The sequence below is a fragment of the Emticicia oligotrophica DSM 17448 genome (assembly GCF_000263195.1).
Lineage (GTDB): Bacteria > Bacteroidota > Bacteroidia > Cytophagales > Spirosomataceae > Emticicia > Emticicia oligotrophica.
The window spans coordinates 3,534,340-3,549,077 of record NC_018748.1 but is presented as its reverse complement, the minus strand read 5'-3'; the positions used below and the strand labels follow the sequence as shown (position 1 = coordinate 3,549,077).

Annotated in this window: 12 protein-coding genes; 2 read left to right on the top strand and 10 right to left on the bottom strand. The window is 35.7% G+C overall.

Going from position 1 to position 14,738, the window contains the following annotated elements; all coding sequences use genetic code 11:
• Positions 1–9: 9 nt before the first annotated feature.
• Positions 10–2,337: a 3-coathanger stack domain-containing protein gene (locus EMTOL_RS14700; RefSeq protein WP_015030098.1), complete on the bottom strand. Its 2,328-nt coding sequence runs from the start codon at positions 2,335–2,337 to the stop codon at positions 10–12.
• Positions 2,338–2,875: 538 nt separating this feature from the next.
• Here EMTOL_RS14700 and EMTOL_RS14695 point away from each other — a divergent pair.
• Together EMTOL_RS14695 and EMTOL_RS14690 are read left to right on the top strand one after the other, a co-directional pair.
• Positions 2,876–3,313: an SRPBCC family protein gene (locus EMTOL_RS14695; protein ID WP_015030096.1), complete on the top strand. Its 438-nt coding sequence runs from the start codon at positions 2,876–2,878 to the stop codon at positions 3,311–3,313.
• A 144-nt stretch (positions 3,314–3,457) separates the two neighbouring features.
• Complete coding sequence (locus EMTOL_RS14690) at positions 3,458–4,750, top strand: dicarboxylate/amino acid:cation symporter (RefSeq protein ID WP_015030095.1); 1,293 nt, start codon at positions 3,458–3,460, stop codon at positions 4,748–4,750.
• Between the two features lie 71 nt (positions 4,751–4,821).
• Here the strand turns inward: EMTOL_RS14690 and sufD are convergent, their stop codons facing one another.
• From sufD to EMTOL_RS14645, 9 genes are all read right to left on the bottom strand, one after another.
• Positions 4,822–6,153 carry a Fe-S cluster assembly protein SufD gene (gene sufD / locus EMTOL_RS14685; RefSeq protein ID WP_015030094.1) on the bottom strand — a complete coding sequence of 444 codons (1,332 nt, stop codon included), beginning with the start codon at positions 6,151–6,153 and terminating at the stop codon, positions 4,822–4,824.
• Between the two features lie 51 nt (positions 6,154–6,204).
• A complete protein-coding gene (locus EMTOL_RS14680; RefSeq protein WP_015030093.1) occupies positions 6,205–6,585 on the bottom strand; it encodes a RidA family protein in 381 nt (126 codons plus the stop codon).
• 25 nt (positions 6,586–6,610) lie between these two features.
• Entirely contained in the window at positions 6,611–7,375 is a 765-nt protein-coding gene (gene sufC, locus EMTOL_RS14675; RefSeq protein ID WP_041694162.1) for a Fe-S cluster assembly ATPase SufC, read from the bottom strand.
• Positions 7,376–7,567: 192 nt separating this feature from the next.
• Positions 7,568–8,614, bottom strand: coding sequence for an adenylate/guanylate cyclase domain-containing protein (locus EMTOL_RS14670; protein WP_015030091.1), 1,047 nt, complete (start codon positions 8,612–8,614; stop codon positions 7,568–7,570).
• Positions 8,611–8,985 (bottom strand): response regulator, encoded by a 375-nt coding sequence (locus EMTOL_RS14665; RefSeq protein ID WP_015030090.1) that lies wholly within the window; start codon positions 8,983–8,985, stop codon positions 8,611–8,613. The genes EMTOL_RS14670 and EMTOL_RS14665 overlap by 4 nt, the downstream gene beginning before the upstream one ends.
• Before the next feature lie 30 nt (positions 8,986–9,015).
• Positions 9,016–10,425 (bottom strand): sensor histidine kinase, encoded by a 1,410-nt coding sequence (locus EMTOL_RS21865; RefSeq protein WP_015030089.1) that lies wholly within the window; start codon positions 10,423–10,425, stop codon positions 9,016–9,018.
• Between the two features lie 64 nt (positions 10,426–10,489).
• On the bottom strand, positions 10,490–11,149 hold the full coding sequence (locus EMTOL_RS14655; protein ID WP_015030088.1) for a transmembrane-type terpene cyclase: 660 nt from the start codon (positions 11,147–11,149) through the stop codon (positions 10,490–10,492).
• Between the two features lie 61 nt (positions 11,150–11,210).
• Positions 11,211–12,503, bottom strand: coding sequence for an oxygenase MpaB family protein (locus EMTOL_RS21860; protein WP_015030087.1), 1,293 nt, complete (start codon positions 12,501–12,503; stop codon positions 11,211–11,213).
• Between the two features lie 181 nt (positions 12,504–12,684).
• The gene (locus EMTOL_RS14645; protein WP_015030086.1) at positions 12,685–14,736 is read right to left on the bottom strand and encodes a tetratricopeptide repeat-containing sensor histidine kinase; all 2,052 of its coding nucleotides are present in this window, start codon (positions 14,734–14,736) and stop codon (positions 12,685–12,687) included.
• Positions 14,737–14,738: the final 2 nt, after the last annotated feature.

Here is a 14,738-nt window from a genome sequence, read left to right as displayed (position 1 = left end):
TCTGTGTTTTTATTTTTGGCCTCCACAGCCATCAATGTAGGCTTCAAAAAATGCTCCTTTTTCTGCAATAAATCCTGTGTCTAGTAAGATATACTTCGCAGCATCATATTTTATATTTGCTGCACTTTCGATGATATTAGAAGCAATAATCGAATTAGGTGATTCAAACTTTGCTGTTGTACCTGCCGAATATTTTTTACTCAACTCATACGCATAGCAAGGTGAGTCTCCTTGTACATAGATCGTATAACTCTTTGGAGGCAAAGAAATAAAAATTCTATTTTGAGCATCTACCGTTGTTATAAGGTTAGAAGACTTTTGCAGAATATCGGTAAACTTGGTTCCAGTTGGATAACGATTAGCATTGGCTATTAAATGATTTACCTTTAAGCTATCATCATCAAAATTAATTGCTACGATCACCTCTCTCTTTCCAGCACTACCTGTTGAATCGAGTTGGTAGATTAAACTTCGCCAATGTTTTCCTTTTTGATAATAGTTCGGAGAAGGTACTGGATTCAATGCTCCTCCATAATGATTTAAATAATAAACATTTTGGGAACCATTAATAAACTTTTTCTGAACCTGAATTAATTGGTCAATATCTCGCTTCAAAGGCTTCAAACCCGTGGGATGATAATCAAATCCGTAAATATCAGAGCCGTAAGTAGTGTTATGGGTAGGGTATCCATAATAATCAGGATAAAATATGGTAGGCACTCCTAATTGATTATTAGTGAGAATATAGGCATAAGCCAAAATTGGATTCTGCCAAACTAAAGCATCACCCCATGCAGGATTTGAGCTCCTAAAATCATGATTGTTTACAAACGTTACCAAATTAAAGCCACTCATACCTCGTGCATCTCTGAAGCTATTGTAGAAAGCATTGCGAGCATCTGCACCATTATCACAAGCTTGTTTTAGTGCATCTCTTAAGGCAAAATCAAATACTTTGGGTTTGATGGCAGCTTTTGCCGCAGTTGTCATCGAGGCATTTACACTGGAAATCCAATTCTGTACTGCAGGGTTTTCTTGACCATACCATTCCCCTACAACAAAGTCTGGTATTTTTCCTGATTCGTACATTGCATTAAGCATTTTTCCAACAAAATTTGCCTCAAAATGCTTGATTGCATCCATTCGTAGTCCTCTCACTCCCAGTTCATCATAAGCCCACTTGGTCCATTCAATCAAAGTATCTCTTGCCATTGATTGGTTATGGTCATAATCATAGAAATAGTCCATACTTTGCATACTCCATGAAGGCCCCAAGCAAGTACTTGTTGCACCACCTTCAGAACTTACCCCTCCTTCATTCCAATTAGGACGAAAAGATTTCCAGTTATTTCCACCTCTTCCACTTGGTAAGCCAGAAAAATCAGTATAAGTTTGAAATTGTAGTTTGTAATTATTCGTATTCCAACTCGATGGATTAGCAATATCGGTACTTTGTGTAGTGTACCATATCTTAGAGATTCGGTGGTCAGTGTAATCTCCACAAAGATTAATTGCCTGAATGACTAAAGTATCTCCGCTGGCATTAAAATCATTAGCATTTAATGTAATCTTAAATTCATCTACATCATTAGCAAAATCGAAGGTATCCCAATAACCTTGTTTTAAATTTGTTTGATATTCTGCTCCTGAAGCAGCAATATCTGTATTTATAGTAATAGCTGTATTTTTAGGATTACACCCACTCACAAAATCCCATGCTTGCCCACCACCTGCTTTAGTAGTTGTAGCAAAAAACATTATTTTTTTGCCAATATAACCTCCTGAACGAGAACCAATACTTACATAATAAGTTCCAGAAGTTAGCCCTGTAGCACCTCCTATAGGAATAATCATTCGTACTCTATCTGAAGGAAATGGCGATTTATAAGAAGTACCTGGACATGAACCATCATTTTTACCTGCATAGAATAACATATATTCTTTTACCGCAGGGTTTGTTTCGGGATTCCCTCCATCCCTGTGGTTGTAAACCATATCCCCAACTGCTTTAAGGTTATTTTGCCCAAAGACATTAATCATCTCTTTAATTTCCTGCTTTGTACCAAGCGAGGTTTGAGTTGAATTCTGACCAATAAATAAATCTTTAGGGTCATAACCCCCAGATTTATTTCCATTGCCTCCAAATGGAGGAAACCAAATATGTGTAAAGCCTGCTTTTGATAAATCTGGGGCTTTATTCTTTAAAGTATCAGACCAGTTAAATCCTTGTCCAGTCTTTGGATAGTCCCAATAAAAGCCTTGTAGAAGAATTTGTTGTGCATAAATTGTTTTTATGGTAATTAAGTTAATTACCAGCAAAAGTTGGATTTTTTTCATGTAAAAGTGCGTGTTAAAGTATCAAATTGAAACAAATCTATATACTTTATCATTAACTCCTAAAAGAAAATATAATTTTTTTTAAGCCCATTTGGATTATATTAATAATTAAAACAAAAGGCGAAAACAAAAAAGCCACCTCAAATGAGATGGCTCTTTGTATACAACCCTAACCACTATGATGAAACAAAATCTACTTTATATATTTTCGATGGCCAAAATTTCGACCAATTCCAAAGAATTTCTCTAAACCTAAAAAATAAAAAAGCTCATAAAAGCCCAAAGCAAGCAACACTCCCACAATCAATAATTGAATGGGGTAAATCATAAATAGATGATTAATACTTGTGTAGATTTCTAAAAACATATTCTCTGTTTTATGGGTTAATTGAACAATACAAATATCTGAAAGGGATTTGTTTTTTTTTAGCGTAAAAACCCCTGTTTTTCATACGGGTTTTACGGTATTGAACCAAATTTATTTAATGTAAATGCTTATTATCAATATACGAATTAAATTAAAAATAAGATTTCATCAATGCATATCAAAATCGAAACAAATGTTGAACAAAACCTTGAACAAGTTTGGCATCAATTCAATGAAAAATTACTTCTGAAATTATCTCCCCCCTTCCCTATTGTTCGTATTTTATCCTTTGGACATAAAATTGGCGAAAAAGTTACAATAGAACTAAATTTTTTTATTTTACGGCAAATTTGGATAAGTATTATTACAGATTCTGTTTATGAACGGCAAAAAGCTTACTTCATAGATGAGGGAATTAAGCTTCCTTTTTTTCTGAGTAATTGGAAACATCAACATATCATTGAAGAACATGGCAGTGGTTGTAAAATAATTGATGAAATAGAATTTCGTACACCCACAATTTTGACAGATTACATTTTTTATCCTATCTTGTATCTTCAATTCCTTTATCGCAAGCCAATTTATCGGAAAATTTTTAAAAAAACCTAACACCCTATAGGAAAATACAAGACCCTAAACTCTGTAATTGGCCACTAAAAAACTATTAACCAAAGAAAAACTCTCAAAGGGCAAGGAGTTCATTTATACCAAATATAGCACTTTTAGGGTGAAAAGTGTTGAATATAAACCATTATGAAACTAAACATTACCTGGAAAATCTTTATCGGCATGGCAGTCGGCATTGTTGTCGGTTATTTCATTCATAATCATTTTGATTTAGGGCAGTTTGGAGTAAAAGATGCATCATCTCTAACTCTTGAACAAATAAAAGCCAATGAAGGTGTAAAAGATTGGAGTTCATATTTACAACTCCTTTCAAAAATCTTCTTAAGAATGATACAAATGATTTTGGGGCCGTTGGTTTTCTCTATTCTTACTGTTGGAATTGCCAAGCTCGGCGATTTCAAAGTTGTTGGACGTATTGGTCTTAAAACTTTAGGCTATTTTTACTTTGCGACAATTCTTTCATTAGTTTCAGGCCTAGTAGCCGTAAACTTAATGAAACCAGGTAAAGTGATGACACTCGATATTCCAAGTTCGGGGGCAGACACAGGAATTGAAGCAAAGAAAATGACACTCGAAAACTTCATTACACACGTTTTTCCTAAAAGTATTTTTGAAGCATTAGCTACCAATGAAGTTTTGCAGATTGTAGTATTTTCGCTTTTCTTCGGTATCGCTCTTGCTGGTATTGGTGATAAAGGAAAAGTAATCATCAAAGCACTTGATGCCATTTCTGAAGTAATGTTTAAGATTGTAGGTTATGTTATGACCTTCGCCCCATACGCAGTTTTTGGTTCGGTGGCAGCAGTAATTGCCGCTAAAGGTCTCGGCGTACTAGGTGGTTATTTATACTTGATTATTTGTTTCTTTGCTACTTTAGCCTTCTTCATTCTAATTATTCTTTGGGTAATATGTATATTCGCTAAAGTTGATTACTGGAAACTACTCAAATACGTAAAAAGTGCTATTTTCTTGTCTTTCAGTACAGCAAGTTCAGAAGCATCAATGCCTTTACAAATTGAACAATTAAAGAAATTTGGTATTTCTGAGAGAATCATCAGCTTTGTTCTACCACTTGGTTATTCATTTAACCTCGATGGTTCAATGATGTACATGACTTTTGCAACTGGATTTATTGCCCAAATCTATGGTATTGAACTTTCATTAGGCCAGCAAATTACGATGCTGCTTACACTTTTACTCACAAGTAAGGGTATTGCGGGTGTGCCACGTGCCTCATTAGTTGTAATTGCAGGAACACTTTCGATGTTTGGCTTGCCACAAGAAGGTATCAGTTTAGTATTAGCGGTTGATTGGTTACTTGATATGGGTCGCTCGGCAACATCAGTAGCTGGGAATGCCGTAGCAACCGCTGTTGTAGCTAAATGGGAAGGTGAGATGGGCGAAAGTCAACCGATATAATTCAACTAATTCCCATAAATAAAAATCCCCAAGTCTTTCGATTTGGGGATTTTTATTTATGCTATTTTGAATTAAGCAACTTCTAATTTATGTAAAATTTGCTCTTCAATATATTCTCTGATTGAATCAATCTTTATTTGCGTAACAACATCTTGAGCGAATGCTAAAAGTTGTAAACGAATAGCTTCTTTCTTAGGAATACCACGCGATTGCATATAGAAAATAGCTTCATCATCGAGTTTCCCAGTAGTTGTTCCGTGCGAGCACTTTACGTCATCAGCCCATATTTCGAGCTGAGGTTTAGTGTTCATTATGGCATCATCAGAAGTCACTACATTTCGGCAATTTTGATATGCATTGGTCTTTTGGGCATCTTGACGAACAAAGATTTTACCATTAAATACACCTGTTGATTTATCCATCAAAACACCTTTGTAAAGCTCATTACTTTGGCAATTTGGTTTTTGGTGGTCAACCAACGTATGATTATCAACATGCTGCTTACCATTTGGTACATATAAACCATACATGTGGCTTTCAACGTGCTCACCATCAAGTACGATATTAAGGTTATTACGTACAAAGCCTCCGTTAATTGTAACGGTAGCCGCGTAGAAATAACTATTGCTCTTTTGGTAAACTTGAGTTGTTCCGATATGATACGATTTATCGCTTTCGTTCTGAACCTTATAATAATCAACCATTGCCGACTCAGCAACTACAATTTCTGTAACGGTATTAACGAATGCCGCTTCTTCACCTACGGTTCGATATGCTTCAGCAATTTTTACCTGTGAGTTCTTACCAACTACTACTAAATTACGTGGTTGCGAACCAGCATTAGCTGTGCGTGCATCGGTAATAAATCTCAAGATAATTGGTTCTTCAACAATCTTATTATCAGCTACTTGAACTACTACACCATCATGAGAAAGTGCCGTATTCAATGCCGTAAATGCATCTGTTTCATAGTTGGCATATTTTGCAAAATGCCCCTCGATTAACTCCGGTTGTTGAGCAAGAGCCTCAGCAAATGGAAGTACCTTTAATTTATTATCAGGGCTAACAATCTGCGAAAGTTCGGCACTGTAGACACCATTGATAAAATAAAGTACATTTCCAGTAAGATTGGGTAATGCAATTTTATCAAGGTCGGATTGGTTAAAGTCTGTTTTTGTATGGAAATCGAATGTTTGTTTTACTAAATTACTTACATTCGAATATTTCCACTCTTCATGACGGATACTAGGGAAACCTAATTTCTCAAAATTTTTCATGGCTTCGCCACGCAACTGATGTACTGGCAAATTACTTTTACCATTCAATCTTGCTTGCGATGCTTGAAAATCAGCCACTAATTCAGCTTTTAGGCTTGCACCATCTTTATTTTCTATTGAATTCATTATTCAAAATTATCTATAATCAATTATTCCGAACTATTTCGGAAAACTGTTCTATATTTCTGCTATTGCTTCTAACTCTACTTTATATCCAAAGTGTAGCTCAGGTACGGGAATAATGGAGCGAGCCGGACGATGTTCTTTGAAATAAGCAGCATATTTTTCATTAACAATTCCCCAATTTTCACCTCCAGTAATGTAAACAGTAGTTTTTACTACATTATTTGAGGTTAGTCCTGCTTCATTTAAAATTTGCGTAAGATTATCGAATACAATCGTTAATTGTTCTTCGATATTCGATTCAATGGCTAATTTTTCAGCAGTTTTAATCTTAATGGGTAAAATTCCAGAAGTAAACAAAAGACCATTACTCACTATTGCATGAGAATAATGCCCAACTGGTTTTGGACTATCTGAAACTTGAATTTTCTGCATATTTCCGTTCGTCTTTACTCGAAACTTATACCGTTTCTAAAGAATCTACTTCGTTTTTAATCCAATCGTAGCCTTTCTCTTCTAACTCAAGAGCTAATTCTTTAGTACCTGATTTCACGATACGGCCTTTGTATAGTACGTGAACAAAATCAGGAACGATGTAATCAAGTAAACGTTGGTAGTGAGTAACAACTACAAACGAACGTTTTTCGTCGCGTAATTGGTTTACACCTTCGGCAACAATGCGAAGAGCATCAATATCAAGACCTGAATCTGTTTCATCTAAAAGGCCCAATGTAGGCTCAAGCATTGCCATTTGGAAGATTTCATTGCGTTTCTTTTCACCACCCGAGAAACCTTCATTAAGTGAACGTTTTAAAAGTGTATCATCGATTTTCACCAATTTAGCTTTCTCTTTCATTCTCTTCAAAAATTGAGCAGCATCTAATGGTTCTTCACCATTGTACTTTCTGATTTCGTTAAGAGCGGTTTTCAAGAAATTAATGGTTGTAACACCAGGAATCTCAACAGGATATTGAAATGCCAAGAAGATTCCTTCAGCAGCACGTTCTTCAGGTGCTAATTCGAGGAGGTCTTTTCCGTTGAATGTTACCGAACCATCGGTAACTTCATAATCTTCGCGACCTGCTAAAACCGAAGCTAAAGTACTTTTACCAGAACCATTTGGCCCCATAATAGCGTGTACTTCACCTGGTTTGATTTCTAAATTGATTCCACGTAATATTTCTTTCTCCTCAATTCGGGCGTGTAAATTACTGATAGTGAGCATTTTATTTTCTTGCTTATGATAAACGTGATAAAACCTGCGAAGTAGTTTCGTATGAGCTGTAGAACTGCTCCACAAATAATTTCGCAAAGATACAATCAAAATAGCCAACATGCTATTCTTATTTGTAATAACTCTAAATAATGTAGAGTTGTTCCAAATATTGAAGAAAATTTATGTGATTTTTGTATTTTTTCAAGAAACCACCTCAAATACCTTTACTGGTAAGGCTTTATTTTTGAGATTTATCTCACCAACTTCTTGACATTTGAAATATTCTTTTACTTTTAAATAAGCAAATTCGCTCAGTAAAATCTGACTAGGTTTAGCCGCAGACTGAAGCCTTTGAGCTGTATTTACCACATCACCGATAACCGTATAATCTAATCGACGAAGTGATGCAGAGCCAATGTTTCCAGATATCACCTCACCAGTATTGATACCGATTGAAACTTTGGGCATATACGATAAGTGATTGGGTAAACTTTCTTCAATAACATCTATTTTTTGACGTACAGCTAAGGCTGCTTCAATGGCACGGTCGAGGTGATAATCTCCTTTAAAAACAGCCATGATGGCATCACCCATAAACTTATCAATTCGCCCTCCCTGTTCGATGATTTCTTTCACCATTGTATCGAAGTATTTGTTGATAAGATTCACCACGACATCAGGCGATTCTTTTTCAGAAATCGAGGTAAATCCACAAATATCTACAAAAAGTATGCTTGCTTCAATGGTTTCATTAGCTGTCAATGACTTTTCAAACTCATGGCTTCCCATAAATTTGAGTACATTTTCATCGACATACATTTTTAAGATATTATTTTCTTTTACCGCCTGAAGTGTGGCACGGAGTTGTTCCACGTGTTTAAGCGTTTTCTCGACTGTCAGTTCTAAATCTTCAAAATTGATGGGTTTACACAGAAAATCAAATGCCCCACGGTTCATAGCTACCCTAATATTATCCATATCACCATAAGCCGATACAATAACCGCTTTCAGCAAAGGGTTTTGTTCGGGTAATTTGGCCAATAAAGTGAGACCATCCATTTCTGGCATATTGATATCACTCAAAACCATATCAATATCAGGTCTTTCGCTCAATATTCTTAGAGCTTCAGCACCATTCTGAGCAAAGCTAAATTCATAAACTTTCTCTCTGATTTGTCGGCGGAATTTTTGTTTGATGAGCAACTCTAAGTCAGCTTCATCATCAACAACCATTATTTTGGCGTTCATATTGAGCTTTTGAGTTTTTGTTTAAGTTCGATGAAGTCAAGTGGTTTGGTAAGGAAATCATTTGCTCCTAAATCCATCGCTTGCTTGAGGGTTTGTGAATCACCATAAGCTGTAATCATCATAATTGTTGGCGGAGCCATTGGCGATTTTGAACGAATCTGACGAAGTAATTCAATTCCACTCATACCGGGCATATTTATATCAGATAGAATAAGAATGGCTTCTAAGTCTTGGTCTTGCAAATACGCTATTGCATCTTCACCCGAACCACTAAAGGCAAAATCGAATTCTCCAGCTCGAATCTCACGGCGAAATCGCTGTTCAAAAAGCGTTCTTACATCCTCTTCATCATCGACAACTAATATTTTCATGAAAAATATAATCGGGTTTAGAATTTACTTTCAAATATAAGGTAATTTAATGATAAATGTTGTTCCTTCACCTACAATGCTTTCAACGTCAAGCACACCGCTATGCCCCTTGGTGATAATCTCATAACTCAAACTTAATCCTAAGCCTGTACCCTCTCCCGTCGGTTTGGTTGTGAAGAAAGGTTGGAAGATTTTAGCTTGGATTGATTCACTCATCCCTGTCCCGTTATCTCGTACAATTATTTCTATGAAATTACCCCTCTTTTTTGTTGAGACAATCACCGCAGGTTTATATTTCGATGATGGTTGAGACAGGGCATGCCCTATCTCTATGGCCCGCTGATTTACAGCATAAAAAGAATTATTAAATAAATTTAACAATACTCGACCAATATCCTGCGGAACTACTGATATTTTGGGCAAATTTATTTCAAATTCAGTCTTAAAATCTGTTTGAAAACTTTTATCCTTCGCTCTCATTCCATGATAAGATAGTCGTAAATATTCTTCACAAAGGACGTTCATATCAGTCAATTCTTTTTCTCCTGTGCTTGTACGTGAGTGTTCGAGCATGCCTTTTACAATACTACTTGCTCGCTTACCGTGATGATTTATTTTTTCTTGATTTTGGGTTAAATCGGTCAATAATTCATCAATGTATTCAATATCTAATACTGGTCGCTTAATTTCTTCTATTAAATCTTTGGCAAGGTCAACGCTTAATTCCGAAAAGTTGTTGACAAAATTTAAAGGATTCTGAATTTCGTGAGCGATACCTGCCGTCAGTTCACCTAAACTCGCCAGTTTTTCTTTTTGGATGAGTTGGGCTTGTGTAGCATGAAGTTCGTCATTGATTTTTTTTAGTTTCTTGAAAGCCAGATTTTTTTGGTATTCAAATACCAATATCAAAACGAATAAATTAATAAAAATACCAACCATCGAAAGAAACCCATGCTGGTATTTGTGAAGAGAATCAAAATTAACTACTAAACTTCCATAATAACTCTCATAATACGCCATACCGCAAACAATAGCAATGATAATTCCGAACCAAACCAAGCCGCTTCGCCAACTATTGGTAAGCAAAAGATTGTAAATAGGGGTTAAAATCAATCCGAATGCTGAAGGTGCCATTAATCCCCCGCCCAAGTAGGCTATAAATGTAAGATAAATTGTGCCAGAAGTTGAATACATCAATACACAAGTTCGAAGTGGAACATTGGCTCTAAAGAGAAATGATATCAATACATTCATTATTGCTTGAATGAGATTGGCATAGCCGATGACGGGACTACCGAGTAGGTCGCCAAAACCTACATAAATGAAGAGTGAAATTCCTGTTATCAAATATACACTTATTGAAAACTTTGCTTGTCGCAGCTCTTCAGGGTCATTGTAGTAATGAGCAGGGATGAAAAATTGAAAAACGCTATTAATCATGTGTCTTAATGGTTATTGGTTATCTCCGTAGCCCTCCGCCTCGTTTATTCATAAAAGCTGAAAATTAAAGCCATTTGCCATGACGACGCCAAAGCGTATAAATGTAGATATTATCTAAACCCAAACAAGCAAGACCGAGCACTTGAACGAAGTGATTGGTAGGGAAAAAGTAAAAAAGAGACAAGGTAATAAAACCCGTTCCCAACATTTTTGCCCACCCCAAAAGCATCGAAAAATTGTTTGTTTCAGAGGAAGGAGTTTGAAACAGCATGACGAGGCATTGAAGCGACAAGATGACGTTGATAATATAACCAGAATTGGCCCCATTGAGCGTATCATAGCCCTCATCACGAAATGTGTAGCAAAATATTATCCAGAAAAATAGGTTTATGATACAAAAAAGCGGTAGATGTTTCCTTGACTCATCTGATATAGGCTGTTTACCCCCATATTTGAGAATAGCGTAGAAGATAAAACAATCTAACAAAAAAGCAGCTATATAACTTAGTGCATAGATTAATCCAGTATTGGGGTGAAAAAAGAAGCTCCAGACAAATTCCCAACCGAGGTTCGCCCCTGCCACGTAAACGGGCATTTCAACAAACTTTTTTTTCCGAATCTCAAACAATAACACAATATAGGTAACCACCCATAATAGGCAACCAATGCCATTAAAAATGAGTCCTGTTGTTGAATAGTCAAAGTTAATCCAAGGTTGGTTCATGGTATTTTTAAGGTTTAGAATGATACAATAGACTAAACAGACTTTGAGCCTCAATGAATGATTACGCCCTAGTAACTGGGTCTTTAGGCAATTGAAAATGAATGTCTTTACTGCTTTTTTTACTCAAATATTCATAGGATAATTTGAGCAAAACCTTATCCACTGACCTTAAAAAGAAAGTCCAAAAGAAATACTGACTTAGTATCTGACGAACACTCACATACCACTTAATAAAACCGATAAATTTTTGACTATGTTCTTTCGCAACAGGGTTTACACCGAGCATATCGGCCAATTTATCGCCCATCAGAAATCGCAACATACTTTTATGAAAATCCCTACTGACAAACCAAGGTGCTTTTTTTTCACAAAAATTTAAAAGTGATTCGGTAAGGGCTTTACCTGCTTCACTTGGAGCCATTTGGTCATCAATGATAGCATGACCCAAGTTCAAAGCATCATTTGCATTAATGGGCAATAGCTCGTTTTCTACACCCATGATATGACCAATGACCCGCCAAGCATGGATGTAAGATTCTCGTTCGGCTGTCGTCATCTTCACGCCAAGTATTTCAAGTCCTTCCAAAACGAGTGCCGAAAAAGCCATCAAAGTACCAGCCATGTCTTCTTGGTTTACTGGTATTCCTAATTTTTCAGTGTCCCATTGCTCTGATGTACCTTTATTTCGATTCAAAATAAAATACCTCGAAGCAGCATGTATAAGCCTTATTTTTTGTGTAGATACAATGCCTTCACCCTTGGGTTCCATAGAGCCGGGCATCATGGCTTTGTAAATAAACGTCCCTGTAAGGGCAAGCCTATCTGAAAGTTTATCCAAATTAGGCGACCTATCATTTAACAAAGTAGTCCGCAACAAAACAGCCGCACCATTGCCCGCTGTATAACATTCGGGTAAAGATTTATAAAAAAGCAACATTCCAACCAAAATTCCTTGACTAAGGTAGTATTCATGCCCAAAACTCATCAATTCTCTGTTAGTCCATTCGGGTAGAATGGCAGATTCTTCAAAGTATTTTTTGATTGCTGGGTGAACATCATCGGGCAGAGTCATATCATCGCTGGTAAGCAATTTGAAAAGATTATTTACAACCTTAACATCTTGTATATCACTAAAAATATGTGCGATTGTAGCATCAGCAAGTGGGTCGCCTTTGCTTCTTAGTGAATGGAGGTCGTGTGACTTCCAATCTCTCGGTGGAAGTTCAGAAATGGCTTTCGAATCAGCAGTCACTTTTCCGATAAGACGAAGGTATTTTTGCTTATAAAGATTGTAATAGTAAAAAACAAAAAAAGCAACAATGGCAAGCAGGGCAAGGCAAATAGGTAAAATCATGGCGTTTTAGTTTAGAGTTTCATAATCACCAAAAGCAGCTTATAAAGATTTTATTAGGACAAACGTGTTGGGTATTTCTCTTGCAAGTATTGTTAGATATATAAAATTAGTGACTCTTACAATAATTCAAACATTTTCAGCAAGTTTAGTTGTTTTGCAAAAAAAATTCACCCTTTCTCTATTAAACAGGTAATTTTACTGTAAATGTCGTTCCTTCACCCTCTACGCTCTCTACCTCTATCATACCACCATGCCCTTTTGTAATGATATCATAACTCAAACTTAATCCTAAACCTGTGCCCTCTCCAGTGGGTTTAGTTGTAAAAAATGGTTGGAAGATTTTGGCTAGGGTTGTATCACTCATGCCAGTTCCATTATCTCGCACACCGATTTCGATGAAATTGCCCTTCTTTTTTGTTGTGACAATGACCATTGGTTTATATTTCGAGGATTGTAGAGACAGTGCATGCCCTGTCTCTACGGCCCGCTGATTTACCGCATAAAACGCATTGTTGAATAAATTTAACAATACTCGACCAATATCTTGCGGAATTACAGATATTTTTGGCAAATCCTCCGCAAAATCTGTCGAAAAATCAGCATTAAAGTTTTTATCTTTCGCCCTTAAACCATGATAAGAGAGTCTTAAATATTCATCTGCCAAAGTATTGATATCTAACCATTCTTTTTCTCCGGAACTGGTACGAGAATGTTGTAACATTCCCCTAACAATGCTACTTGCTCGCTTTCCATGTTGATTAATTTTTTCTTGATTTTGAGTCAAATCTGAAAGAATTTCATCAATATAGTTTTTATTTTCCTGACTAATAATTAATTCGTTTTCGGCATTAACTGGACAATTCTCTACTTCTTCTTTTAGTTCTTTTACAAGGTCAATGCTCAATTCTGAAAAGTTATTGACAAAATTTAATGGATTCTGAATTTCGTGAGCAATTCCAGCAGTAAGTTCTCCCAAACTTGCCAATTTTTCCGATTGAATTAATTGAGCTTGGGTAGCTTTTAAATCTTCTAATGCTTTTTCAGCCTTGACTCTTTGCGTATGAATTTCTTCTTTTTGTTCTTGTAAGCTTTCATTGGCTTTATGCTTGATTTTATAATTTCTGTATAAAATCACGAAAAAAATAATTAAGAAAAATAATAGCCCCGATAACCCATAAATTTTGATTGCATCCTCCAAATCAGACTTATGTGCCATAATTCTTCTTTGAGTAATTAACTCTCGCTCTTTTTTTTCGTAGTTAAGCCTTTCTATTTCTCTAACTTCCTCTTGATGAAAAAGACTATCTTTTTGCTCCATCGCTAATTTATGATAAAATAGTGCCTGATTCAGGTTATTTTGCTTTTCATAAATATTAGCCAACAACAAAGATGCAGCTACTGTTGTATTAAATAAGAAGGATTTTTCTGGAAAGTACAAAGCCTTTTTTGCATAAAAAATACTTGAATCTATATTTTTTTTCGCATTGAATGCCTTGGCTAGTCCATAATATGCCTGAGCATCCATGTAGGTTTCTTTGTAAGTTAGTGTTTTGTGATAGTACTTTATTGCAGAATCTTGTTGATTCATATCCCAATAAGTATCGCCTATGTAAAAATTGATATTAGGTAATTGAGGAGCTTCTTTTCTTGGTGATACATCCTTCAATGCATTTTGAAAAGAATTAAGTGCCATTTGTGATTTACCCAAATCTTTATAAATGTAGCCTTCTGCCAAATTTAGAGGAATAATTACATCTTTAACCTTAGTTTTAGCTTCGACTTGCTTGGCTTTTGTGAGATATTCCAAGGCATTGGAAGATTGTTTTCGGGTAGTGTAGAGCAATGAAAGATTCAAATAAACACTTATTAACTCTTTCATCATTTTCTTCCTTTCACAGATATTAACAGCTTCAGAAAGTTTCGATAAGGCCTCTGTATAATCAGAAGTAGTAGCCATAATGAAACCTGAAGAAATTGCTACGAATACCTTACCTTTTTCAAACCTAATGCTATCGGCCAAATACCATGCTTCTCTTCCATACCTTAGAGCTTGTATAGGGTTTTCGAATGTATAATTGCTGGTAAGTTTATGTAAAATAAGTACTTTGGTTGTATCATGAATATCTTTATTCAATTCACGTTTAAGACTATCTATTAAATAATTTCCTTGTACCTGTGCAGTAAGCACATTTGTAGTGAAAAGAAATAAAAACAAACAAATGTACTTTTTCATAG